Annotated in this window: 27 protein-coding genes; 20 read left to right on the top strand and 7 right to left on the bottom strand. The window is 60.0% G+C overall.

Features of this window, described 5'->3' with window-relative positions; genetic code table 11:
* Positions 1-18 precede the first annotated feature (18 nt).
* The 6 genes from QU596_RS07225 to QU596_RS07200 all read left to right on the top strand — a co-directional run bounded on the left by QU596_RS07225 (position 19) and on the right by QU596_RS07200 (position 7282).
* Complete coding sequence (locus QU596_RS07225) at positions 19-1329, top strand: site-specific DNA-methyltransferase (RefSeq protein ID WP_308514498.1); 1311 nt, start codon at positions 19-21, stop codon at positions 1327-1329.
* Positions 1265-1762: a DUF5681 domain-containing protein gene (locus tag QU596_RS07220; protein WP_308514496.1), complete on the top strand. Its 498-nt coding sequence runs from the start codon at positions 1265-1267 to the stop codon at positions 1760-1762. The genes QU596_RS07225 and QU596_RS07220 overlap by 65 nt, the downstream gene beginning before the upstream one ends.
* Positions 1759-3276: a phage terminase large subunit gene (terL, locus tag QU596_RS07215; RefSeq protein WP_308514494.1), complete on the top strand. Its 1518-nt coding sequence runs from the start codon at positions 1759-1761 to the stop codon at positions 3274-3276. The genes QU596_RS07220 and terL overlap by 4 nt, the downstream gene beginning before the upstream one ends.
* A gap of 543 nt (positions 3277-3819) precedes the next feature.
* Positions 3820-5403, top strand: coding sequence for an ABC-F family ATP-binding cassette domain-containing protein (locus QU596_RS07210; protein ID WP_308514492.1), 1584 nt, complete (start codon positions 3820-3822; stop codon positions 5401-5403).
* 180 nt (positions 5404-5583) lie between these two features.
* Entirely contained in the window at positions 5584-6369 is a 786-nt protein-coding gene (locus QU596_RS07205; protein WP_308514490.1) for a hypothetical protein, read from the top strand.
* 154 nt (positions 6370-6523) lie between these two features.
* Positions 6524-7282: a hypothetical protein gene (locus QU596_RS07200; RefSeq protein ID WP_308514488.1), complete on the top strand. Its 759-nt coding sequence runs from the start codon at positions 6524-6526 to the stop codon at positions 7280-7282.
* Positions 7283-7308: 26 nt separating this feature from the next.
* On the opposite strand, the gene QU596_RS07195 is transcribed toward QU596_RS07200, so the two are convergent.
* Together QU596_RS07195 and QU596_RS07190 are read right to left on the bottom strand one after the other, a co-directional pair.
* Positions 7309-7560 carry a hypothetical protein gene (locus tag QU596_RS07195; protein ID WP_308514486.1) on the bottom strand — a complete coding sequence of 84 codons (252 nt, stop codon included), beginning with the start codon at positions 7558-7560 and terminating at the stop codon, positions 7309-7311.
* Between the two features lie 257 nt (positions 7561-7817).
* Positions 7818-7955 carry a hypothetical protein gene (locus QU596_RS07190; protein WP_308514484.1) on the bottom strand — a complete coding sequence of 46 codons (138 nt, stop codon included), beginning with the start codon at positions 7953-7955 and terminating at the stop codon, positions 7818-7820.
* Positions 7956-7976: 21 nt separating this feature from the next.
* Between QU596_RS07190 and QU596_RS07185 the strand changes: the two genes are divergently transcribed.
* From QU596_RS07185 to QU596_RS07165, 5 genes are all read left to right on the top strand, one after another.
* The gene (locus QU596_RS07185; RefSeq protein ID WP_308514483.1) at positions 7977-8429 is read left to right on the top strand and encodes a GreA/GreB family elongation factor; all 453 of its coding nucleotides are present in this window, start codon (positions 7977-7979) and stop codon (positions 8427-8429) included.
* A gap of 161 nt (positions 8430-8590) precedes the next feature.
* Entirely contained in the window at positions 8591-9058 is a 468-nt protein-coding gene (locus QU596_RS07180) for a carboxymuconolactone decarboxylase family protein (RefSeq protein WP_308514481.1), read from the top strand.
* Positions 9048-9926: a sigma-70 family RNA polymerase sigma factor gene (locus QU596_RS07175; RefSeq protein WP_308514479.1), complete on the top strand. Its 879-nt coding sequence runs from the start codon at positions 9048-9050 to the stop codon at positions 9924-9926. Before QU596_RS07180 ends, QU596_RS07175 begins: the two co-directional genes overlap by 11 nt.
* An 82-nt stretch (positions 9927-10008) precedes the next feature.
* The gene (locus QU596_RS07170; RefSeq protein WP_308514477.1) at positions 10009-10350 is read left to right on the top strand and encodes a thermonuclease family protein; all 342 of its coding nucleotides are present in this window, start codon (positions 10009-10011) and stop codon (positions 10348-10350) included.
* A 157-nt stretch (positions 10351-10507) separates the two neighbouring features.
* Positions 10508-11119 (top strand): tyrosine-type recombinase/integrase, encoded by a 612-nt coding sequence (locus tag QU596_RS07165; protein WP_308514475.1) that lies wholly within the window; start codon positions 10508-10510, stop codon positions 11117-11119.
* Positions 11120-11145: 26 nt separating this feature from the next.
* Here the strand turns inward: QU596_RS07165 and QU596_RS07160 are convergent, their stop codons facing one another.
* Positions 11146-11367 (bottom strand): hypothetical protein, encoded by a 222-nt coding sequence (locus QU596_RS07160; protein WP_308514473.1) that lies wholly within the window; start codon positions 11365-11367, stop codon positions 11146-11148.
* Positions 11368-11616: 249 nt separating this feature from the next.
* On the opposite strand from QU596_RS07160, the gene QU596_RS07155 reads away from it, so the two are divergent.
* Positions 11617-12234, top strand: coding sequence for an SOS response-associated peptidase (locus tag QU596_RS07155; RefSeq protein ID WP_308514471.1), 618 nt, complete (start codon positions 11617-11619; stop codon positions 12232-12234).
* A gap of 1043 nt (positions 12235-13277) precedes the next feature.
* Here QU596_RS07155 and QU596_RS07150 read toward each other — a convergent pair.
* Positions 13278-14567, bottom strand: a complete 1290-nt coding sequence (locus QU596_RS07150; protein WP_308514469.1) for an adenylosuccinate synthase — start codon at positions 14565-14567, stop codon at positions 13278-13280.
* A gap of 292 nt (positions 14568-14859) precedes the next feature.
* Here QU596_RS07150 and QU596_RS07145 point away from each other — a divergent pair, with 292 nt between their 5' ends.
* Entirely contained in the window at positions 14860-15138 is a 279-nt protein-coding gene (locus QU596_RS07145; protein ID WP_308514467.1) for a CopG family ribbon-helix-helix protein, read from the top strand.
* Positions 15139-15384: 246 nt separating this feature from the next.
* Here the strand turns inward: QU596_RS07145 and QU596_RS07140 are convergent, their stop codons facing one another.
* The 3 genes from QU596_RS07140 to QU596_RS07130 form a co-directional block, all read right to left on the bottom strand.
* Positions 15385-15840 carry a hypothetical protein gene (locus QU596_RS07140; RefSeq protein ID WP_308514465.1) on the bottom strand — a complete coding sequence of 152 codons (456 nt, stop codon included), beginning with the start codon at positions 15838-15840 and terminating at the stop codon, positions 15385-15387.
* A 154-nt stretch (positions 15841-15994) separates the two neighbouring features.
* Positions 15995-16450 (bottom strand): hypothetical protein, encoded by a 456-nt coding sequence (locus QU596_RS07135; RefSeq protein WP_308514464.1) that lies wholly within the window; start codon positions 16448-16450, stop codon positions 15995-15997.
* A gap of 53 nt (positions 16451-16503) precedes the next feature.
* Positions 16504-16977 (bottom strand): MarR family transcriptional regulator, encoded by a 474-nt coding sequence (locus QU596_RS07130; protein ID WP_308514462.1) that lies wholly within the window; start codon positions 16975-16977, stop codon positions 16504-16506.
* 284 nt (positions 16978-17261) lie between these two features.
* On the opposite strand from QU596_RS07130, the gene QU596_RS07125 reads away from it, so the two are divergent.
* The 7 genes from QU596_RS07125 (at position 17262) to QU596_RS07095 (ending at position 22642) form a co-directional block, all read left to right on the top strand.
* Entirely contained in the window at positions 17262-17600 is a 339-nt protein-coding gene (locus tag QU596_RS07125; RefSeq protein ID WP_308514459.1) for a hypothetical protein, read from the top strand.
* Positions 17597-17806, top strand: coding sequence for a hypothetical protein (locus tag QU596_RS07120; protein WP_308514457.1), 210 nt, complete (start codon positions 17597-17599; stop codon positions 17804-17806). Before QU596_RS07125 ends, QU596_RS07120 begins: the two co-directional genes overlap by 4 nt.
* A 144-nt stretch (positions 17807-17950) precedes the next feature.
* Positions 17951-18223: a hypothetical protein gene (locus QU596_RS07115; RefSeq protein ID WP_308514456.1), complete on the top strand. Its 273-nt coding sequence runs from the start codon at positions 17951-17953 to the stop codon at positions 18221-18223.
* A gap of 139 nt (positions 18224-18362) precedes the next feature.
* Positions 18363-18908 carry a hypothetical protein gene (locus QU596_RS07110; protein WP_308514454.1) on the top strand — a complete coding sequence of 182 codons (546 nt, stop codon included), beginning with the start codon at positions 18363-18365 and terminating at the stop codon, positions 18906-18908.
* Positions 18909-19039: 131 nt separating this feature from the next.
* A complete protein-coding gene (locus QU596_RS07105; RefSeq protein WP_308514452.1) occupies positions 19040-19480 on the top strand; it encodes a hypothetical protein in 441 nt (146 codons plus the stop codon).
* A 10-nt stretch (positions 19481-19490) separates the two neighbouring features.
* Positions 19491-21959 (top strand): TcfC E-set like domain-containing protein, encoded by a 2469-nt coding sequence (locus QU596_RS07100; RefSeq protein ID WP_308514450.1) that lies wholly within the window; start codon positions 19491-19493, stop codon positions 21957-21959.
* Entirely contained in the window at positions 21956-22642 is a 687-nt protein-coding gene (locus QU596_RS07095) for a fimbrial biogenesis chaperone (RefSeq protein WP_308514448.1), read from the top strand. The genes QU596_RS07100 and QU596_RS07095 overlap by 4 nt, the downstream gene beginning before the upstream one ends.
* The last annotated feature ends 5 nt before the right edge of the window (positions 22643-22647 follow it).

Here is a 22647-nt window from a genome sequence, read left to right as displayed (position 1 = left end):
TCTGCCGAGGAGCTTTAAATGTCGCTGATTCTTAACCACCCAAAGCTCGAGATGCATCCGCTCTCAGAGCTGCACACGAACCCGAAACGCCTGCGCAAGCCGTCCAAAAAGCAGATTGAGCAGCTAATATCATCCTTACGCCGCTTCGGCTTTCGAGGTGCCCTGCTCGTCGACGCTAATGGAATGATCGTCGCCGGCAACAGCATGTTCGAAGCCGCGAGGGCCGCCGGCTACACAGAGGTCCCCGTCATCAGGATGGCGTTCCTCAACGATACTGAACGCCGCGCATTCATTATCGCCCACAACCGTCTGGCGGAGCTCAGCGAATGGGACAACGAGGCACTGGCGTCCGAGCTTCAGTTTCTCTTCGACCACGATCTACACCTCGACGGTACCGGCTTCGATCTGTCGGCGTTGGACTTCAGCATCAGCGAGGAACCTCCACCCGACGACGAGCTCGTGGAAATGCCACTCGACGACGTTGTTGCTGTTACCCGCCCGGGTGATTTGTGGATGATCGGCGAAGATCTCCGGCTCTACTGCGGAGACTCCCGAGACAGCTCCAGCTACGAAGCGCTGCTCGCGGGTGAGCGGGCGAAGCTGATCTTCGCGGACCCTCCTTATAACGTGAAGCTGGATGGCCACGTCGGCGGAAATGGCAAGGTCAAGCCGCGCCAGTGGGCCATGGCGACTGGCGAAATGTCAGTGGCGGAATTCACCGCCTTTCTGCGGATGGTGTTCCGCAATTGCGTCCGCTTCTCCACTGACGGCTCGCTGCATTTGCACTGTATGGACTGGCGGCATCTGCGGGAGATCCTGGACGCCGGGGACGGCGTCTACAGCGAGTTCAAGCAACTGGTTGTATGGGCCAAGCCCTCGGGAGGCCAAGGGGCGTTCCTGAAATCACGTCACGAACTAATCCTGATCTTCAAGTCAGGGCGCGCGAAGCACGTCAACAACGTGCTCGGTTCCGGCCGCTATCGCACCAATGTCGTAGAATATACCGGAGCGAGCGGCTTCTACAAAGGTCGGGAGCGGGACCTAAAGGACCATTGTACCATAAAGCCGACTGCTCTTGTGGCCGATTTCCTGCTGGATTTCAGCAATCCCAATGATCTCGTCCTCGATCCATTTAGCGGGTCCGGGACAACCCTGCAGGCATGTCACAGGACGCGACGTCGGGGCGCTGCAATCGAATATGACCCCGTGTTCGTCGATACGGCGCTTCGACGCCTCCGTGACGCGACAGGTTTGGTCCCGACGCATGCCGACGGGCGTACCTTCGATGAGGTCGCTGCCGATCGTCAGGAGGGCCAAGGCCATGACTGAGGACGGACGGGGCAAATCGGAAGGCTCACGACGAACCCAGTTTCCTCCTGGCGTGTCCGGTAACAAAGGCGGGCGCCCCACGGGAGCGAAGGGACTGCGATCTGAGCTGCGGCAGGAGCTCAACGAACTCGTGGAAGTTACCGAAGGCGGCAGGGTCAGGAAGCTGCCCAAGCGCCGCCTCGTCCTAAAATCCCTCATCGCGAAAGCAGCCAAAGGCGATGTTCGCGCGGCAGAAAAGATCGTTGGCCTGATCATTCAGTTCGAGGGCTTCGAAGATCAGCGTCCCAAGCAGACTACCCTGTCGTCGCATGATCAAAGCATTCTGGAGCACTTCCTGGGCAGATCAGCGCAACAGAGCGATGGCGCAAGGGCTGACGGTGAGAACGGTCCCCGCTCTTCCGACGGCCGCAACGCATCGGGAGACGACCAGTGAACCGCGCGCAGATGCTGGCGTCTGTCCAAGACCCTGAAGCGTTCATGGACGAGCTCTGCCGCCGCGACTTCGTGTCATTCGTGCTTCGTGCCTACCCGCTGATCCGCGGAGGTACTCTCAAGCCCAACTGGCACTTCGACGCCGTTGCTCACGTCCTCGATCAGATCAGCGCGGGCGAGATCCGCGGCCTGGTCGTCACCCTTCCGCCGCGGCATCTCAAGTCTTTGCTGATCTCTGTGCTGTGGGTCGCCTGGCAGCTGGGCCACAATCCGTCGTTGCGCTTCGTCTGTGTCAGCTACTCGAATGAACTCTCGTCTGCGCTCGCCCGCGACTGTCGGACGCTGATGCAAACGACATTCTATCAGCGGCTCTTTCCGCGAACTAGGATCAGGGCCAGCCGGTCCGCTGTCCACGACTTCGAAACGACGGCCGCGGGTGGTCGCCTTTCAACCTCCATCACTGGTACGCTCACAGGGCGAGGCGGTGACTACATCATCGTCGACGATGCTCATAAGCCCGACGAGGTTACGTCAGATGTTGTGCGGGAGGCTGTCGTCGAGTGGTTCTTCTCAACGCTGAGCTCCCGCCTAGATCAGCCCACGGAGGGCGCGATCATTGTCGTTATGCAACGGCTCCACCAATACGACCTGGCTGGGATGCTGGCCGAGCGAGGTTGGCCTCAACTCTCTCTTCCCGCAATTGCCACTTCGCGTGAGCTCGTTCCTCTGACCCGCGGCCGTATTCACATTCGCGAGGAAGGTCAGGCTTTGGCGCCTAGCTTTTGCCCGCTGAGCGAGTTGCGCGAACGCGAGAAATCGATTGGCTCACGACTGTTCGCTGCGCAGTACCAACAGGACCCGGTCCCCGCGAAGGGCCACATCGTCAAGGCGGATTGGCTGCTGGAGTATGATCGAGCGCCGAGCAGAGGTGACGGCGGGCTCATTGTTCAGAGCTGGGACACAGCTTCCAAGGATGACGAGCGGAATGACTTCTCCGTCGGCATTACGGCGCTGGTGAGAGGCCGGAAGGTGTACCTCCTCGATGTTTGGCGGCGGAAGGTTCAGTTTAGCGAACTCTGGAAGGCATGCATCGACCTGGCACGTCTTCATGAGTGCCAGTCGCTTCTCGTCGAAGACACGGTGAACGGGACAGCACTGATTCAGCGCCTCCGCAACGAGTCGCCGAGCGGCGTTCCTTCGCCAATTGCTCGCCGGCCGAAGATCGACAAAATCACCAGGCTTGAGGCTGCGAGCATCATGATCGAAGCGGGAGACCTAATCCTGCCCAAAGAGGCTCCATGGCTGGCCACATTCAAGGCAGAGTTGCTCGGCTTTCCGTCGACGCGGCATGATGATCAGGTCGATGCCTTGTCACAACTGATGAACTGGGTTGATGAACGTGAGGCCAGGCCGCCCATAATCAACGCTGGGCCTGAGCTGATAGACGAATACTCCGACTTCGAAAGCGCGGAACGTTACTGGCCAGCTGAATTGGATCCGTGGGGGGCGTACTAAATGCGCGCGTGGACTGGCTGCCTTTTCGTCAGACTGCCTAAACTGCGCGTTATAGCCGTGGTGTACTGCGCGCCGGTCGTTTCTGCACCGCTCAACGTGAAGGCAGGCCAGCTATTTGTCCCCGAACAGGCTCACTGGGCCGCCAATGTCTTTGCTGAACCATTAAGCTTTCCGAGGGCCGCATTTGATCATCAGGTCGATGCGATCACTTAGCTGCTTATGTGGCTTGAGGAAAATGGCCAGTACCGACCCCCAAACCGCTTGCTAGTGATCCATGGGCTTCCTGAAAGCCTGCGCCACTAATGTCCGTTTTCGACCCAGTGTAGACATTAGTGGCTCGTCGGAAAGCCTGACTCAGACGAGTTTCGCTCAGCTCGGCGCTAGCCACCAAGATCAGCTTGCGGCGCGATCCTTTCAGCAACGGTCTGACGCAAGCTTTGCGTTCGGTGCGACTTCCCTCATAATGAGGCCCTGGAAGAAAGGATCGCCAGGTGAACGGTCAGCACTAATCAGCCCTACCGTTCCGTCCAACCTAGGTGATCCGTGTCCTCCCTTCTTACGCTAGATTCCGTCTCCGCCTCCGCGCCTGACGGCCGGCTGCTCTTCTCGGGCCTCAGCTTCTCAGTCACAACAAACCAGCGCGTCGGCCTGGTCGGAAGAAACGGCAGCGGTAAATCCACACTGCTGGCGATCATCGACGGTAAAGCAAAGCCGTCCGGTGGCCACGTCGCGGCCACGGCACGCATCGGAACGCTCGCACAGGATCTTCCCGCGGAACGGACCGTAGCCGATGCAATCGGCATCTTGCCTATCCGCGAAGCGGTCGCGCGCATCGAGGCGGGTGAGGGCACCGAGGGCGATTTTGCTCTGGCGGACTGGACGCTCGATGCTCGCGTCGCGGGCGCACTGGCGTCGTCCGGCTTGACCGGTATCGACCTCGAGCGCCGTGTCGGGAGTTTTTCCGGTGGTGAGCGGACGCGTATCGGTATTGCCAAGCTGCTGATCGAAGCCTCCGACCTGATCCTGCTGGACGAACCGACGAACAACCTCGACGCAGCGGGTCGAGCAGCGGTGGACGAGTTACTCACCAGATGGGCGGGAGCGGCGATCATCGCCAGCCATGACCGCAAACTGCTGGAGGGCATGGATCGGATCATCGAGCTTAACCCGATCGCAGTTCGCCAATTCGGCGGGGGGTGGTCGGACTTTGCCGCTGCAAGGGAAGCCGAGCGGGAGCGCGCCCGGGCGACATTGGCAGCAGCAGATCAGGACCTGAAGGAAGTGAAACGCATCGCGCAGGCCCGCCACGAAAACAAAGCGCGCCGCGACCGCGCCGGGAAGACCTACGCCGCGAGCGGAAGCGCGCCCAAAATCCTGATGGGGCGGCAAGCCGAGCGAGCGGAGAACAGCACCGGGCGAGACGGAAAGCGCGCCGAGCGTCAGTTGAACCAGGCTGCCCAGAAGTTCTCAGAGGCGAACGCCCTCGTCGAACTCACCGTCCCTCTGACGTTCGACCTGCCCAGCAGTCGCCTTTCTTCGTCGAAGGAGCTGTTGTCCATTGAGGATGCAACCGTCGCGGTCGGCCCAGATCGCGTCCTCGGCCCCTGGTCACTCGACATCCGTGGCCCGGAAAGGGTCGCGGTCAGAGGTTCTAACGGCGCGGGAAAGTCCACCTTGCTTCGACTTGCCATGGGCGAGATCATGCCCGCTTCCGGCTCCGTCAAACGCGCTGAAGGCTGCTTGGCAATGATGGACCAGCACGTTGCTCTTCTCGATCCAACGCTGACCGTGATCGAGAATTATCAACGGCGTCACCGTGAAGCGACGCGGGAGTCATCGCACGCGGCTCTCGCGCGATTTGCCTTCCGCAACCGCGAAGCACAGCGGCCGGTCGGCACATTGTCTGGCGGCGAACGATTGCGAGCCGCCCTTGCAGTCGTCCTCGGCGGAGCTTCTCCTCCACAGCTGCTTGCCCTCGACGAACCAACCAATCACGTCGACCTGGAATCGATCGAAGCCCTGGAGCAAGCTTTGTCGCAGTATGACGGTGCCCTCTTGCTCGTCAGCCACGACCAATCGTTTATTGATCGAATTGGCGTCAGTCGCGAAATGAATCTGGATCGCTGAGGGCCGGTACTGCGAACTTTGGCTGTTATCGACGGTCCGCTTACGACCGCTTTCCACTCAAATCAGACGTTATCCTCACGCTTGCAGACCTAAAATGAGCTAAGTAGCATTCAGCTAGTTTCGATGACGGCTGGGGGACGGGAATTGCGGCTCTTAACGAGTTTAGTCGGGTTGTGCGTCTTGTGCATTACTGCAGCTGGACATGCTCAAGGACAGGATTGGCGGAGCTGTATCGTCACAATCTGTTCGCAAGGCGAATGTGATGGCCCAAACTCAAACTTAATCGTGGTGGCACCCGCAAATTTTGCAGATCCAGGTTATGGCGGCGAAGCAAAAATGATGACTCAGCTGGCAGCCTTAGCAGAGCGACTTTATCCGGCAGCAAATGGCTGGACTCCCCAGTTCCAATGCAAGTCCAAACCCGGTGAGAGCTATGCGATGGACGAGGCCAAAGCCAACATCCAGCTGGCGCAGGCGCCACCGGCAAGTCACGAGATCAAGATCGCAGACCCCTCCGAGGTCTGGAAATACGTCGCCACGAGCCAAGTCGCCGAGCCGAAGCAGTCAGCACATCCTGGCAACGATAAACTTTCCGGATCGGCTTCAGACCGATCCTCTGCTTCAGGGAAGTCACTGGAACCTGGCGAGCCCATGAATTTTATCATGTGGGTCGATTTACGCGAGCCGATCAATGGTCAAAATTCGCTCTGCTTTCATGCAACAAAGACGAAGCCTGCGCCGGAAGGATATCGGGGGGCGTGGCCCAGTCTCAAGAACGCGCTTCCGATTATCAAAAGCTACTTTCCTCTGATGTTGCAGGAGTGCAGCAAACGCGGCACGCCGGTAAGCGCGAATGTAAGTTTTGCGACTGACGATGTGTCTCCAGCTCAGAAGCGCAAGACGATGCAGGAAGACGTTGAACGCTGGCGCAAGCAGGGCTTCCCCGAAGTGTACATATCGAACTGAACCAAGCATTCGATATGCAGAGTTCGCTCGCTCCGATCGGAATTGCTCGCAACAAACTGTGGATGAGCGCGCGCACTGAAAGCTAACCGTCTGATTTCCACCCGTTGCGGACATTAACAAAGGGTGACACGATCGGCGGCCAGGGGGACTTCTAATGCCGGTCGGGGCCACTGAGCCGCTTGCGTTACCTGGCCGTTTTGCTCCGATGCCCGAGCGCAAACACAAGCGCCGCGTCCCTAAAAAGATTCATGCCTACTTCGTCGGCTTTGCAATTGTTTTTGCGATGCTGGTGCTCGCGGGGTTTGCGCGAAGCTTCTTCCTGCCGATGGCGAAAGGCACGTTGGAAAAGCCGCTCGTCGTGCATGTGCACGGTGCCCTCTTCTTCGCGTGGACTGCGCTTCTCGCCCTTCAGGCGTTTCTGGCCGCGACCAGGCGCCTGCGTTTGCACCGCAAGATCGGTTCCTTTGCTGGGTGGCTCATTATTCCGATGCTGTTGATGGGGACCATCGTCGCAGCTCGCGATACTATTCACGACTATTATGCTGGCGATGGCGATGCGGCTCTCTCCTTCTTCTATGGAGAACTTGCAGATCTAGCCATGTTCGGACTCCTGGCCGGCGCGGCGATGTTGCTGCGCGACAAGCCTGAGTTCCATAAGCGATGGGTCATCATGGGAAGCCTCGGCCTGCTCGGCGCTGCCATCGGCCGAATACATGAGATCAGCGCGTTCGGGCTCTACATCTTCGTTGGACTCATCGCCTCCGTAGTCGCATTCGACATCGCGAGCCGCCGCGGTATCCATATTGCAACGCTCGTTGGGGCAGCGGTGCTCCTCGCCATGAATCTCACGGAAGAGCCCATCGGCAATACATCGGTTTGGATAAGCGCGAGCCATCGCCTGCTTGGCGTCTAATGTCTGCTTTCCACCCATTGCGGACATTAGCTGAAACGGTTCTGGACGCCCCTAAGTAGGTCATCACCTTCTGCCGTCGCCGCGAGAAGGTAGGGTTCATCCCACTCATTCTCGAAGATGAACTCAGAGCCAGCGAAAGACACGAACGTCACAATGCCCGATGTGCGCGTCTTCAAGTCCGGATAAGTCTGTTTCAAGTAAGCGCGCACCGCTTGCAATCCGTCTCGGTCCATTTCCAGAGATTGCGGAGCGCCGACTTGCATGAGTTCAACCTTCATGCCTGGAGCTTACAGGTCGAGTGACAGCTTTCCACCCATTGTGGACACTGCACCGCCCGGAATAGCATTCCGGAATGAGCTTCTTCCGAGCATGGGCCAATTTCAGACGCGGCAGGCGACTGGAGGGGCGGCGCGAGGAAGCCGCTTATGTGGTTCAGACCATCAGGGCGTTCCTTGAGGGAACTGGCGGGGCGCACGACTGGGACGACTTCACATCTTGCTCGCTTCGAGACCCGGAACTCAACCGCATCCGAAAATTAGCTGGTGCCGTAGAATTGCCAGCGGGTCGCGAGGAGCGCGACGCCCTCGAGACACTCGCGCAGCGGGCCGAGCGACTGGCGTTGAGCTAACGACCGCTTTCCACCCGTTGCGGACGTGCCTACCCTCACGGGCATGAGCCAAGGACATCCCGTTCAATGAGCGTCGCATTCCGACGCGAGAGCGACGAGGAGCATCTCGAGCCGAGGTTCGAGCTGCCCATTCCTCCAGGCCCGAACCTCGTAACGCCACGCGGGCTCGCGTTAATCGAAGCGCGTGTCGCCGAACTTGAGGCTCGTCTCGCGGATCCGCTTCCGGAAGAGGAGCGCAATGCCGTGCTGCGAGATGCTCGATACTGGCGCGTCCGCCAAGCCAGCGCTCAGTTGGCACCGGTGCCCTCTGGCGAGACTGTCGCGATTGGTACTTTGGTGACCTACAAGCGCGAAAATCAGTCTCGGACTGTTGAGATTGTCGGCCACGACGAGAGCGACCCGGCGACCGCACGCATCGGCTTCAATGCGCCGCTAGTTCGGGCAATGCTTGGCGCTGAGCTGGGCGATGAGATTGAACTCCCCAACGGCCACACCCTCACCATCCTGGCCATCGCCTGACTTACTCCACGCGTTTCCGTCCGCCTTTGACCCATTGCGGACATTGGCTGGCGCCCGGCGTGGGACAATTTTTCAAAATTCTTCGAACCGATGTCACATCGGTCGGACCCGTCTCGTCATTTGTCTCGAGCGCCTCGATGCTCGTTACAAGGAGACCGACTATGACCCCCCGCCTCGACAACCCGTCTGCAGTGTTCCCCGCCGGCTTCAAGGCAATGGTCGCGCTCGAGCAAGCGCTGGCCCAAGCGATCGATCCGGAACTGCTGGAACTGGTGAAGTTGCGCGCGTCCCAGATCAATGGCTGCGCCTTCTGCATTTACATGCACACCAGCGACTTGCGTAAGCGTGGAGTGGACGAGATGAAGCTGTACCTGCTCAACGCTTGGCGCGACTCGTACCTCTTTTCAGAGCGCGAGCGGGCGGCGCTGGCGTGGACCGAAGCCCTGACCCGGGTCGCGGATGATGGCGCACCGGACGACGCGTACAACGCGCTCGCCGAACAATTTAGTGAGGAGGAGCGGGTGCAACTGACCTTCGCCATCGGCGCGATCAACGTCTGGAATCGACTTCAGGTCGGCTTCCAAGTCGCTCATCCGCCACGTGGCGCAGCGATGCGCGATGCAGCCTGACCAGCGCCTGGCCGTCTTCGAGGCGCAGCGACCGCGGTTGCTGCGCCTCGCTTACCGCATGCTGGGGTCGCTGAGCGAGGCGGAGGACGTCGTCCAGGACGCGTGGCCCCGTTGGGCAGTAGTCAGCGGCGGAGTCGACGTGCCGGCCGCCTATCTCACCCGGATCGTGACTCGCCTGTGCCTCGACCAGCTGAAATCGGCGCGGGCTCGGCGCGAGGAATATGTCGGCGCCTGGTTGCCGGAGCCGCTGTTGCAGCAAGCCGACGAGGAGGCAATTGCCGACGACGTCACCCTCACGCTCATGATGGCCATGGAGAGGCTCTCCACACTCGAGCGCGCCGCCTTCCTATTGCATGACATTTTCGAAACCCCACTGAACGAAGTGGCGGCCACGCTGGAACGTGAACCCGCAGCGGTTCGCCAGCTCGCATCTCGCGCCCGCCGCCACGTGCGTGAGGCGCGACCCCGCTTTACGCTATCGCCGCAAAGCGCGTCGGAACTCGTGCGCGCCTTTCATGAGGCCAGCACGAAAGGCGACATCAAAATGTTGAGCGGAATCCTTGCGGACGAGGTCGCGGTCTTTTCCGATGGTGGCGGCAAGGTGCTTGCCTTCCGTAACGTCGTCCGCGGCATGGATCGCGTAATCCGCTTGTTCGAGGGGTTGGCGCGAAAGGCTGCCTACCGACCGCGATTGCTATGTAACGTGATGATCGATGGCCTTCCCGGCTTCGTGAGCATCGATCGCGGAGAGGTGCTGCAGACTACAGCACTTGAAGTGGAGGGCGGAAAAATTACCGCACTCTATATCGTCCGTAACCCGGACAAGTTGAGCCATGTTGAAGAGATGCTGGCCGAGCAAACGGCCTGACGAAACGTAAGATAGCCGGAATGTCTGATTTCGACCCATTGCTGACGCTAGCGCGCGTGCGGCGAGCGACTAAAGTAGCAATATGATTGACTGTCCCAGTGCTTACGTCGTCGACGGAGACTCGCTGCGTTGTGGAAGCGAGCGGATCAGGTTGCTCGGCATCGATGCGCCGGAAATCTCCCACTGCCCCGCGTGGAGAGTCTGCACGGCAGGCGACGGACAGGCTTCGAAGCGCAGCCTGATGGCTGCCCTGCGAAACGGCCGGGTCCGATATCAAGCTATCACTGTCGACAGATTTGGCCGGACCGTCGCTGTTGTGTGGGCCGGAGCCATTAATTTGTCCTGCTGGCAGCTTCAGCGCGCCCAGGCAGTCTACAAGCCGAGGTGGGACAACGGACGGATCATTGCCCGGGCATGTCGTTGAGGGCGAAAGGCCAGCGGCCGGCAAATCATCCCGACTGGCGCTTAATCCTCGCAGCCACCGTTCTCGTACTGGTGCTTGCCTTGGTAATCGGCTGACGGGAGCGGACCCTGCAGGAGCGCGACGCGTAGCGACTTTCAGCTTAGCTGGAGTTTGTCCGATGCTTCACTCACCCGCCTTCCGGTTTCCTGGCCGCCCGCCGACCGGAGCCAAGCTTGCTCTCAAGCCCTTTCATGTCTGGGGCATCCGCGTCCGCCTGCAGGTCAGTAACCGATTAAGGGACTTGGCCCTGTTCGACCTCGCGCTCGACAGCAAGCTACGCGGGTGTGACCTTGTCAAACTGCGGGTCGGCGATGTCATGACCGCAAGCGGTGTCAGGTCTCGTGTCATGGTAATGCAGCAGAAGACCGGTCGCCCCGTCCAGTTCGAGATTACCGAGCAGGCACGGCGCTCCATTGCCGCGTGGATCGATCGTCGCTCGCTAAAGTCTGACGACTTTCTGTTTCCAAGCAGGGTGCGACACGGCCGCCCGATCACGACCAGACAGTATGCGCGGCTCGTTGACCAATGGGTCCAGCTCGTTGGCCTAGATCCAGCCGGATACGGCACTCATAGCTTGCGGCGGACGAAGGTGGCGCTGCTCTACAAAAAGACTGGCAATCTGCGAGCCTGCCAGCTGCTGCTCGGGCACACCAAGCTGGAGAGCACGGTGCGCTACCTTGGTGTCGAGGTGGATGATGCCCTGGAGATGTCGGAAGCGCTGGAGATTTAAGCCCGAGGCAGCAACATTCGGCTTTCCTACATGTGAACAAAAGTAGAACAAGCGCTGCGATGGAGTCGCGAGATGCTTGTGCTTGATGGTTCGTTGATGATGGGATTGGCGGCGCTGCTGACCGCCTTGTCGGCTGTGATCTGGTCAGTGCGCCGGCGGCCCTGATGTCTGCTAATAGTCGGCTCGACTGCTTGCTTGATTTGATCCGCCTCAACGCGAACGTGCACGTCCAATGCCGGTGCGGTCACGTCAGCATCCTCAGCGCTGAGCGCTTCAATCGATATTGCCTGTTGCGGGGCTGGAATACGCAGCTCGCGACCCTGCACTATCGGCTGACGTGCGCGGCCTGTGGTCTGCGACCGAACTGGGTAAAGGCCACCAACAGACTGCCCGGTGAAGATCGTTTCCCGGCCACGGAAGGTGGGTGGCGGCAGTTGTACCGTCGAATGCGTGACTGACCGCTGTCGGCCGCGACCGTGGGGAGCTAGGGTTCGTCCATGTGCAATCTCTACCGCTTGAAAAACTCCAACGAGGAAGTCGCCCAGCTGTTCGACGCTAAGGTCGGTGAAGTCGGGAACGCCGGCCGTGGAGAGGTTCACCCGGGCTACCCCGACATCGTCTTGGTCAATGGCGCCTTGCGCTCGATGGTATGGGGATTTCCTTTCAAGTCACGAGATTCAAAGCCTGGCAGCAAGCCCAAACCCGTGAACAATGCGCGGTCGGACAAGCTGGACAGCTTCATGTGGCGCTTCAGCTTCCAGGAGCGGCGCTGTCTGATCCCTGTGAGCGCTTTTGCTGAAGCCGAGGGAGAAAAGGGCGCCAAAACGAGGACTTGGTTCTCGCTGCCTGGCCAAGAAGTTTTCGCCGTGGCAGGCATTTGGCGTGACACCCCGGAATGGGGTCCTGCTTACACGATGATCATGACCGAGGCCTGCATCCACGTGGCTGACGTCCATGATCGAATGCCAGTCATCCTCAAGCGTCAGGATTGGCGTGACTGGCTCGACGGCCCACCCGATGCGGCAAACCTTTTGTGCCGCCCCTATCCAGATTTGATGGTCTGCGATCGCACGACCGACAGCTGGGTACGGCGAAGTGCTACCGCTGCGGGCTGAGACTTAGACACCAGAACACCCCCGGGGCCGATCGGGGGCTGATGTCTGCTTTGGGTGGAAAGCGGACATCAGGAAAGGCCGACTCCAGAGGGAAGCTAGGCCGTCTGCTTTTTAGTGATCTGAGGTAGGTGCGTGCTACTCGACGGCATTGTGAAGCTCTCGGGGGCGTCATCATCGCCGGGCAGCTGTAAGTCGCTCGGTTTGCACTGGCACCTCAGCCAGTTTCCGCGTGCGCTTACCCGGCATGCTTTGCCTCGCTCAACGCGCGCGTAGACTTCATTAACGCGCCGAAGATTCGTGCGGATCTCCAGTCTGGTGCGATCAGCATCCCCGGCGACCAATCGGCAGCTGCTTGGGAACATGCGAATACGAGGAGCCGACAGCTGCTGGGATCGGCCACCCAATCTGTAGCTGGATGTGGAAGCGGGCGCACAAAGTGAACGCCCGCTCCAGTTCGATCCGACACGCGAACAGGAGCGAAAGTGCGTGCTCAAATCCTACAAAGCAAGTGAGTTCATCCTCGAAGCCGCAACACGAGGGTAGTTGTGTTTGTTCCTCCCGCAGAGATTAGCCTGATCGAGCTTCAATCTTCAAAGAATTTACAGTCGAGAAGGTGATTGTCATCAATTTCCCAGCCGACGTCCACGTTACGCAGCCGACCACACCTTGTGCAGATGTCTTGCTGCATAGCCCGGCCGGCAAATGAGCCTGTCTTGCCGGTAGGCGTATAGCGATGCATCCGCAGTCGGCAGGTCCAAGGCACCCGTATAACGATGTCAGGCCGTAGCTCTTTTGGAAGCCTTACCCGTTCTTTCTCAGAGATCACTTACCCCGCCTCTCTCAACGACCCATTAAGTAACGCCTTGGTCCAAGGCTCGAACCAGCCAGCCCTCATGCTTAGGCCGGTGGTGTCGGCAAACCCATCAAAAAACCGAGGGTCGGAGGCGACGAGCACGTCCAACCCAACTCAATTCCATACGGAGAAAAGCGACTGCTTGCAGAGATCCCATAAGGCACGCCTAAGGCTGAAGGAACAGGATCGCCTAAGCGGCGAAAGGATCCCGGACGAGGATCGTATCGTCGCGCTGCGGGGAGGTGCTGACCAGCGCCACGGGGCAGCGAATCAGTTCTTCGATGCGGCGGACGTATTTGATTGCACGTGCGGGAAGTTCCGCCCAGCTTCGCGCGCCCTGCGTCGACCCGGGCCAGCCCTCAATTTCTTCGTAGACTGGCTCGACCCGCGCCTGGTCCGCGGCATGGGCTGGGAGGTAATCGATGATTTCGCCGTCAAGACGATATCCCGTGCAGATCCTGATCGTCTCGAAGCCGTCGAGCACGTCGAGCTTGGTAAGCGCAATTCCCGTCACGCCGCTGACTGCAGCCGCCTGACGCACAAGCACCGCGTCGAACCAGCCGCAGCGCCGACTGCGGCCGGTGACGGTTCCAAATTCATGACCACGTTCGCCAAGCCGCTGGCCGACTTCATTTTCCTGTTCGGTCGGGAAGGGGCCTGACCCAACGCGCGTGGTGTAAGCCTTGACGATGCCCAGCACGAAACCCGCCGCGCGAGGCCCCATGCCCGTCCCGGAGCCAGTCGTGCCGGCAACCGTGTTCGATGAAGTGACGAACGGATAAGTGCCGTGGTCCACGTCGAGCAGCACGCCTTGTGCCCCTTCAAACAGCATCTTTCTGCCTTGTTGCAGCGCCTGGTCGAGATCGCGCCAGACGGGCCGCGCATAGGGCAGCACGAAGCCGGCGATTTCGCGCAGGTCGGAGAGGAGGCGCTCACGATCGATCGGCGGTTCGTTAAAACCGGCGCGAAGCGCGTCATGGTGCGCGCACAGACGGTCGAGCAGCGGCGCAACGTCATCCAGCTTGGCCAGGTCGCATACCCGGATGGCGCGGCGGCCAACCTTGTCTTCGTAAGCCGGACCGATGCCGCGGCGCGTCGTGCCGATCTTGCCCGCACCCGAAGCATCTTCGCGAAGGGCATCGAGGTCGCGGTGGATCGGCAAGATCAGCGGGCAATTGTCGGCGATCATCAACACGCCCGGGGTAACTTCGACGCCTTGGTCGGCGATGCGCTCGATTTCAGCCTTCAGCGCCCACGGATCGAGGACCACGCCGTTGCCGATGACGGAAGGCGTGCCACGGACAATTCCGGACGGGAGCAGCGAAAGTTTATAAGTTTGATCGCCGACGACGAGTGTGTGACCGGCGTTGTGCCCGCCCTGAAACCGGACGACGACGTCGGCGCGGCTGGCCAACCAGTCGACGATCTTCCCTTTGCCTTCGTCACCCCACTGGGCGCCAATGACGGTGACGTTTCCCACATTTTATCCTTAGCGTTGAGCGCCGACTCCTAGTCGTAATACGCAACTACGATTGACAACGTGAGGTCCATGCTCATGAGCAATGCTTGCGCGAGCGCGGTAGGCATAAAGATGAAGATTATCTAGTCAGCCCGAAATAAAAGGATCCGTGTCGGAGCAATGTCCATAGAAAGCCAGAAGCTCTAAGTGCATAGTATCCCGCGAGTAGAGCAATTTGCGAAGCCATTTGTGAATAGATTCAATGCTCTCGCAATTAGTTGCCGAGACCGCCTTATCGGCTTAGTACCATGTGGTGTCCGAAGATAAATTCGCCGAAAGCGATCGGGTTTTTACAGCTAAGCTCCCCGCAGAGCTCGCATCCAAACTCGATGACGTCGCTAGCCGTCTAGATCGCAGCCGAAGCTGGATTATCCGTCAGGCGGTTGCCGAATGGCTCAGTGAAGAAGAGCGGCGTTATCAGCTTACACTCGAGGCTATGGGCTCTATGGATGCCGGGATGTCCTTGAGCGCAAAGGAAGTCGCTACGCACTTCACGAAAAAACGCTCCGCGCGCTTTGGGAGCAAGCGATGAGCCGCACGATCACGTGATAGCAGCTTTCTAATCCCACCTTCTCCCAACTCCTGCGGAGAGGGGTCGGTCGCCCCAGCCAACGATGGCGAGTGCGTTAGCTAGCAACCCTCGCGAGCGAACGCTTCCACTTGGCCAATGAGGCTCGGTGCAAAATCGCAATTGCTGTTCTGATCCAAACGCCGATGGACGCTGAGCGTTTAGGAAAACGGACCTATCGGTTCAGCTCCAATACAACCACAGAACGGCTCATTTGGCCTGGTTCCCCAAAGCACGCTCGATCCGCGCGATTGGCGTCGCTAGCACATCGAAGACTGCGAGCCCAACGATTAGAGCGAAAGCGAGCACGAGCACGCAAGCGCCCACGAATTCAAGCTTCCTGCCGAAATTTTTTGCGTCACCGGCCTCCGATCGAGCTTTGGTTCGCCGTTCAACAATCGCCCCGTCTGACGTCACCAGTTGAACGGGACCTTGGTCTCCGGCCGCCAGAATTTGATCAACCGGCAGCCTGTCATCGGTCCGAAGACCGGCTTTAAGGCCATCGCGCCAGACGATGCGGGCGAGGATCACGTGGTGGCCCCGATGCAGTTCAACAATGCTTCCCTCGGGGGCCACCCGACTGGTTTGAATCAACATCCCTTGCGAGGAGATGTTCAGGATGCAGGCATCCCCCCAGTACGCGCCCCAACGTAAGCGCGCCTTCATGACCACGCGTCGCCGCCATTCGCGGGACCGTTGATGCGTCATCTTCCGGTTGGGAACTGTCATGCCAATGCATGTAATCGGCGGATTCTGCCTTATCTTTTAAGCATTTATCCGAACTGGACCTATCAGTTCCGGCTCGCGACAGGCCGGCTGTCTAGATCGCGAGCTTAACCCCGTGCAGGCGCGTGACTACTCCCGCTTCGATGACCGGTGCTGCAATGATCCTCATCAAACGGTGTTCGCATAAGAGTTCAGGATGGATTTCGACGTCGATTGTGAATCCCCGCTGCGTCCGGATGGCTTCGCTACGGACATGCTCCAGCATCCGGCGCGACGTCTCGGAATAAAGAGACAGAGCCTTGACCCGCGTGATCTCCAGACCGCGCTTAAGGCCGAACAAGTCATAGACGCCGCCCGACCAAATCAACCTACCGCTGCCAAGGTCGCATTCCCAAAGGCCGGCGTGGTGAAGAGACAGAGAACCCGACTGCATAGGTTCAATCGTATCGGTGATCGCGCCATTTAGTACGTGGCCAAGCTCGAAATGCCGGTGCTGCTCCTCAAGGGGCCAACTCTGCCCGGCAAGCAATCGCGGCCAATACTCGGGCACAACAGCTGGACATGCCGGTTCGAGCACCTCCAGCTGTCGAACGCATCCCAACATTAGATCACCGGCGTTGGATTCAGCTTGGCGAAATATTGCCGAAGGGACTGTTCACCCTTGCGTGTCAACTCGACGTAAACCCGGCGGCCGTCCAGCGGATCGTCGCGACGCGAGCAAAGTCCTTCTTCGACCAGCGTTGTGAGCCAACGCAGCGCGGTCGTTGCCGGAACGGCGGCACCGGCGGTGAGATGCTTAACCGCCATGCGCCGATGCGACAATTCCGCGTGGAAAAGCTCGAGAAGCATATCCCACGCGGGATCGGCAAACAGGTCTCCGTTAAGGAAATAGGCACGCATGCGCCGCGCGCGGATCACGGACATGACGACTTCAGGATCGATGACCGCATCGCCATCATCCGGACCTTCGCTAACAGTCTCGGCCGAAAGTCTGGCCAGTGTCCCGGCAATCCGGCCGACTTCGTCACTCAAGCGCAGCAGATGCTCGGCTTTGGGGTCTGCGGAATAAGCGGACATCTCAAAATCCTTTACAACAACGGTTACCGAGCTCGATCAACTTGCCTCCCTTGCGGACGTTTGTCAGGCCACTTTCGTATTCATTTCGGATGTATCCCTCTAACCTCCGGAAATAACTGGGAAAGCCGAGGCCGGGGGAGCGCATTCGCCGGAACCATTCCGACGCGTACATTTTTGATCTTTCAACGGGTCAGCGTGCCGAGTTGCCATCACCGACCGGACAGTCCTTGTGCGGGCTGTTACCTGCCGCTTCCCGAAAATCGGGAGCCTTGGAAGGAGAGGTCTTGCCAGTTGAAGCGCAGCAGGCCACCAGCGCCAACGATCTGGTTAAGCTTGCGATTGAAGTCCGTGGCCGCAAGCGGGCGCTTTTCGGCAACGCTTTCGCCGTGGATCCGGGTTGGGACATCCTCCTGCAGCTTTATGCCGCGCGAGTGGCCGGCAGCCGCTTCAGCCTGGACGATCTAAGCGATCAGTATCCAAAGTCAGCGCTTGCTCGATGGGCGAGGGTCTTGGAGGAAACCGGGCTGGCCGAGTGTCAGACCGACTATGACCCCGTCCGCCCAGTGGTTTACCATAACGGAGCGCGGCGAGCTCAAGATGAGGGAAGCGTTCGAAACTGGTGATCGGCCGGTTCGACCATCTTAGGTCTCGGGCGGTCCGCGATCGCATCGGCAAGCTGGTGAACAGCAAGATCGACATGCGCCGCGATCTGGCCAGGCGCTTCGGCCTGATCGAGGAGGTCGATCGCGCGGCGCAAGTGGTCCAGCGCTGCGGTCATAAGGTCCGTTCGAGTTGCTTCGTTGCCCGTCATTACGCACACTTTCGCTAAGCGTTGTTAAACTATCGTTAAATCAATTAATGCTTCGGAATGTCGGTCGCAAGGCCGTAACCGGCACTCATCCCAGCGAACAGCATCCATAACGGTCCAAAGCTCAATACAGTCTTGAGGCTTGGGGCGGCAAGATCCTCCAAGATGAACCGGCTGCGTCCTAAGATTGCGCTCATCGGCATCGCCTGTGGCTGGTGCCAGTCGCTTCCTGCTCAGGGGCTCACAAGTCGCGCCACCGCCAGAATAACGATCCGGGTTTCTGTAGCGCCGCGCTTTCGTGTTGAAACGCAGGGGACCACCGTCAAAATCCTCGACGACCATCGTGGGAGCGCACTGCCTTTCACTGTCGCCGAAGTGCCCAGCAGCGCGCCCCAAGCCAACTTTGCGACGCGGCTTTTTCTGATCGTTCCGGAATAGCATCGCGCCTCACCCTTAGCTATTGATAAGGTTGAGGTTACGGGGCGGCTTAAGCAGCGCGTTAACAGCTAATTTACCCCGTCTAGATATCTCCATTTCGGATTAGTTTTTTGCCGATCTGAAAGTGGGGATCAAAGACATGCATATTCGCGGGAATAAGCTGGCTGCCTTGAGCGCCATCGTCGTAGCGCTTTCAGGGCCGGCGGAAGCCGCGACCCAGGGTAGCTTCGGCACGACCTCGACGGGGTCGGTCACGATCAATGCTTCGGTGCCGAACCGAATTCAGCTGACCGGACTAACTGACGTTGCATTCCTGAACCAGGATCCCACCGTCGCTGCTGCCAACGCGCAGAATGTCTGCGTATGGAGCAACTCGGCAACGCGTGGCTATTTCATTACCGCGACCGGCAGCGGAGCGGCCAGCGCCTTCACGCTGGCCAATGGCGCGGCAACCGTTCCTTACACGGTCGAATGGGCAGGAACGTCGGCCCAGACCTCGGGCACCGCGCTCACCGCGTCGACGGCGCTGCACGGCCTGACCTCGACGGCGACGAACCCGACTTGCGGGAGCGGGCCGAGCAGCTCGGCGAGCCTTATCGTCCGCATGTCGACCGCTAGCCTTCAGTCGATGCAGGCGGCAGCGACGTACACCGGAACGCTGACCCTCGTCGTCGCGCCTGAGTGAATTCTCCTGTGGCAGCGCACATGCAAGCTGCCGTTTCTCCGGAGGGTGGGCGAAGCGGGAACGGAACGAAACAGCCTGGCCGCAATCGCGGCCGGGTGTTCGTCTGGCTTTGTCTCCTCAGCGCCTGTTGGTTGGCGGCTTCGCCCGCCGCGGCCGCGAGCAACAAAGTCCGCATTACGGGGCTCAGCGACGTCGATTTCGGCAACGTCTCGAATCTTTCGGCCGATGCGGTGCAAAGCCAGAGCATGTGCCTGTTCTCGGACACGGCCACGAGCGGCTATAACGTGACCGCTTCGGGCAGCGGTCTGGGCGGCGCCTTCGAGCTCGCGTCCGGCTCGCAGCGCATGGCCTATGAAGTTCAATGGAACGGATCGGCCAACCGGACTTCGGGCAGTCAGCTGCTTCCGAACGTTCCGCTCATCGGACAGACCAGCGCGGCTACTCAACAGACATGCAATAACGGGCCGGCGACAAGTGCCAGCCTTATCATATTGCTCCGCTCGGCGGCTCTCTCGCAAGCGATGGCCGGGAGCTACAGCGGAACCCTGACCCTTCTCGTCGGACCCGAGTGAGTTCACCCCTTTGCGCCGCTCCTGCTTCCACGCGACTTTCTGCCTTGCGGCGTTAACCATAAATTGCGCGGCCAAAGCCGCTCATGCGGACGCGGCGTCGCTGGTATCCGTCGGAACGCCCGAAGGGTTCGAAGAGCTCGCGACCGACCGGCAGATCCTCGTCGATGTCTATTTCGGCGGAAGCAAAGTCGGCGAGACGCTGGCCACGGTAAAGCCGGGCTTTCTGAGTTTCATCGCGCCAGAGTCGGTTCTCGCCCTGGTGCCTGCTGCATCGTCCGACCCGGCCTTGCTCGCCACGTTCAAAGCGCCGCTGGCACTGAATGCCGGACAAGTATGCAATGCGCTTGAAAAGCGCAGTTGCGGATCGCTGTCGCCGGACGTCGCCGGGATAATCTACGACGAAGAGCAATTCCGGGTCGATCTTTTCATCAATCCCCGTTTCCTAGCTACGCTCGCGCCGGGCGCGACAGGTTATCTTCCAGTTCCAGCGGGGCCCGTCTCGCTGACGAGCGTCGTCAGCGCCGCCGCCTCCGGGACTTTCGGCGGGCGGGGCGGCTACAATCTTCAAAACCGGACGATTGCCGGTTTCCGGAACGGACGCATCCGGACCAGCAATGCGGTCGCCTCGGGGCTCGGCTGGGTGGTCGATGATTTTGTGGCCGAGATCGACCGGCGGTCAATGCGCTATTCCGTCGGCCTGCTATGGGCTCCCGGCGACGATTTCACGGGTCAACGCCGGATCCTCGGCGGCGGCTTTGGTACCCAGTTCGATACGTCGGCCGACCGCGAGCTGTTGGAAGCGACGCCGTTAGTCATTTTCCTGTCGCGACCCGCACAGGTCGAACTTGTGGTTGACGGGCGCCTGGTCGGATCAAGCTCCTATCCGGCGGGCAACAATGAGGTGGATACGTCAAGCCTTAGCGACGGATCGTATCTCGTGACCCTTCGCATTCATGAAGATGGCGCCGCCGCGGTCCGTGAGGAAAGACGGCTTTTCGTCAAGAACGCGCGCGTCGCGCCGTTGGGACGGCCGATCGTCTATGGTTATGCCGGCTTTCTGGCTAATACCCGAAACCACCGGCCTGTCGCCTTGAGTTCAGATCTCTATTACCGCGCGGGCGCGGCGGTGAGGTTCGATCGTCAGATTGCTGTCGATGTCAGTGCGGTCGGCACTGGGCATAAAGCGATCGGCGAGCTCGGGGCATGGTTTTTGACGCCCCTTGCGACGGTGCGCGTGGCCGGACTCGTCTCGACGAGCGGCGACTTGGGCTCGCTCGTCCAGATTGGTGCGCGGAATGCCGGTCCGTTCAATTTCAATCTTGATCTGCGCCGGGTATGGTCGGCCGATGGCGGGCCGCTCATTCCACTCTCGCCCCACGTGCAAAGCTTCGACAATGAAGTGCCGCCGTCATTTCAACTTGCGACGGGTTCGTTCACGCAACTGACTGGGAGTATCGGCCTGCGTCTCGGCGCAGGTTCGCTCTCGATGATCGGCACCTATCGTAAAGACCATGCAGCCAAGGCCGATTATAGCATCGGCCCTAACCTCGCTTGGCCGATCACCATGCGCAACGGTCTGCAGGTCATTTTCCAGGGCTCCGCGTTACGGAGCCGGACAACCACGGCCGTGTTCGCGACCATGAGAATTTTTTCGACCCGCGGTCGGCTTTCCGTTGCGGGTGCAATCGGGCAGGGCTTCGAGTCCGACAGCCGGCCCGATGGTGGCGATGCAAGCCGCGCGATTGGGAGCCTAGATGCGCAATATGCCTTTACGGGCGATGGATTAAACGGGCTGACGGGACAGGCGGGTTTCGACCGCGATCTTCGCTCTTCGAGCGTTCGCGGCGGCGCAACCTACGCCGGACCCTGGGGCAACGGGCGAGCCGAGATCCGGCACCAGCTCGAGGGGCCTTCAAGAACGCGTTACGACCTCAATTTCCAGTCCGGTCTGGCGATCAATCCCGATGCTTTCCGTTTCGGCGCACGCCAGAACAGCGAAAGCGCGATGATCCTCTCGCTTTCGGGCGAGAAAAGCGATTCCAGCTATCGAGTGCTGGTGGACGATACGGATCGAGGCCGTCTTCATGCAGGTGAGCGCTTGTCCTTGTTCATGCCGGCTTACCGTACGTACAGGGTTCGCCTGCTTCCCAAAGAGTTTACGGCCGCCGAAGTCGACCCGCAGCCTCGCGAAGTCACGCTGTACCCTGGTAATGTTGCAACCCTGAATTGGCGGGCCGAACGTTACGTGACCCTGTTTGCGCAAGCCGTTTCATCCGCCGGACAACCCATTGCGCTGGCGCTCGTTCAGACCGGGCGCAACGTTGCCGAGACGGACGACCAGGGTTATTTTCAGATCAATGTCAGCCGGGGCGATCTTCTTCGGTTCTCTCGGTCGGGATCATCGCTTTGTAGTGTGGCGGCTCCCGCCTTCGCGACGAATGAAGATCTCCTCTCAGCCGGGAAAGTCGTTTGCCAATGATACCTCGCAAATTGCTGGTTGCGACACTCGCCGTCTTGAGCCTGTTGGCGCCGACCGCCGCGCAGGCGGACTTGAAGCTCAGCCAGCTCATCGTCGAACTGGGCCAGGGCAGTAAGGCCGGCGACATCGAGCTGTGGAATGACTCGCCCGAGCGAACGTTCGTGGCGGTCGAACCGCGCGAGATCGTTGCGGCGGGCAGCGCCGCCCAGTCAGAACGGCGTGACCCCGATCCGCAGAAATTGGGCTTGTTGGCATCGCCGTCGCGCGTGATCCTCGAGCCGGGTCAGCGGCGGCTCCTGCGCGTCGCCGCGCTCAATCCGCCAGGGGAGCGCGAACGCGTTTACAGGGTTACGGTCAAACCCGTCGCTGGTGCCCTTCAGTCCAGTGCATCGGGTATAAAGATCATGGTCGGATACGACATTCTTGTGCTCGTCCGTCCCACCCGGGCGACAATTTCGCTCGTGAGTGCGCGGCAAAACGGGCAGGTGACTGTCCGCAACGATGGTAACAGCAGCGTCGAATTAATCGACGGACGCCAATGCGACGCGCAGCGCAAATCTTGCTCGGCCATCAGCGGTAAGCGGCTCTATGCCGGCGCGTCGTGGACGGTTCCGGTGTTGCCGGACAAGTCCGCAGAATTTACGGTGAAGACGCCCTATGGAGAAGAGCGGCGCGTGTTCTGACCGGC

Origin of the sequence: Sphingomonas flavescens, from assembly GCF_030866745.1 — a bacterium.
GTDB lineage: Bacteria > Pseudomonadota > Alphaproteobacteria > Sphingomonadales > Sphingomonadaceae > Sphingomicrobium > Sphingomicrobium flavescens.
This window is presented reverse-complemented; position numbering and strand designations above follow the sequence as displayed.

Coding starts and splice junctions, on each gene's coding strand:
- QU596_RS07225 (WP_308514498.1), top strand. CDS start 19: ATGTCGCTGATTCTTAACCACCCAAAGCTCGAGATGCATCCGCTCTCA.
- QU596_RS07220 (WP_308514496.1), top strand. CDS start 1,265: ATGCCGACGGGCGTACCTTCGATGAGGTCGCTGCCGATCGTCAGGAGG.
- QU596_RS07200 (WP_308514488.1), top strand. CDS start 6,524: ATGCCGGTCGGGGCCACTGAGCCGCTTGCGTTACCTGGCCGTTTTGCT.
- QU596_RS07195 (WP_308514486.1), bottom strand. CDS start 7,560: ATGAAGGTTGAACTCATGCAAGTCGGCGCTCCGCAATCTCTGGAAATG.
- QU596_RS07190 (WP_308514484.1), bottom strand. CDS start 7,955: ATGCCCGTGAGGGTAGGCACGTCCGCAACGGGTGGAAAGCGGTCGTTA.
- QU596_RS07185 (WP_308514483.1), top strand. CDS start 7,977: ATGAGCGTCGCATTCCGACGCGAGAGCGACGAGGAGCATCTCGAGCCG.
- QU596_RS07180 (WP_308514481.1), top strand. CDS start 8,591: ATGACCCCCCGCCTCGACAACCCGTCTGCAGTGTTCCCCGCCGGCTTC.
- QU596_RS07175 (WP_308514479.1), top strand. CDS start 9,048: ATGCAGCCTGACCAGCGCCTGGCCGTCTTCGAGGCGCAGCGACCGCGG.
- QU596_RS07170 (WP_308514477.1), top strand. CDS start 10,009: ATGATTGACTGTCCCAGTGCTTACGTCGTCGACGGAGACTCGCTGCGT.
- QU596_RS07165 (WP_308514475.1), top strand. CDS start 10,508: ATGCTTCACTCACCCGCCTTCCGGTTTCCTGGCCGCCCGCCGACCGGA.
- QU596_RS07155 (WP_308514471.1), top strand. CDS start 11,617: ATGTGCAATCTCTACCGCTTGAAAAACTCCAACGAGGAAGTCGCCCAG.
- QU596_RS07140 (WP_308514465.1), bottom strand. CDS start 15,840: ATGAAGGCGCGCTTACGTTGGGGCGCGTACTGGGGGGATGCCTGCATC.
- QU596_RS07130 (WP_308514462.1), bottom strand. CDS start 16,977: ATGTCCGCTTATTCCGCAGACCCCAAAGCCGAGCATCTGCTGCGCTTG.
- QU596_RS07115 (WP_308514456.1), top strand. CDS start 17,951: ATGAACCGGCTGCGTCCTAAGATTGCGCTCATCGGCATCGCCTGTGGC.
- QU596_RS07110 (WP_308514454.1), top strand. CDS start 18,363: ATGCATATTCGCGGGAATAAGCTGGCTGCCTTGAGCGCCATCGTCGTA.
- QU596_RS07095 (WP_308514448.1), top strand. CDS start 21,956: ATGATACCTCGCAAATTGCTGGTTGCGACACTCGCCGTCTTGAGCCTG.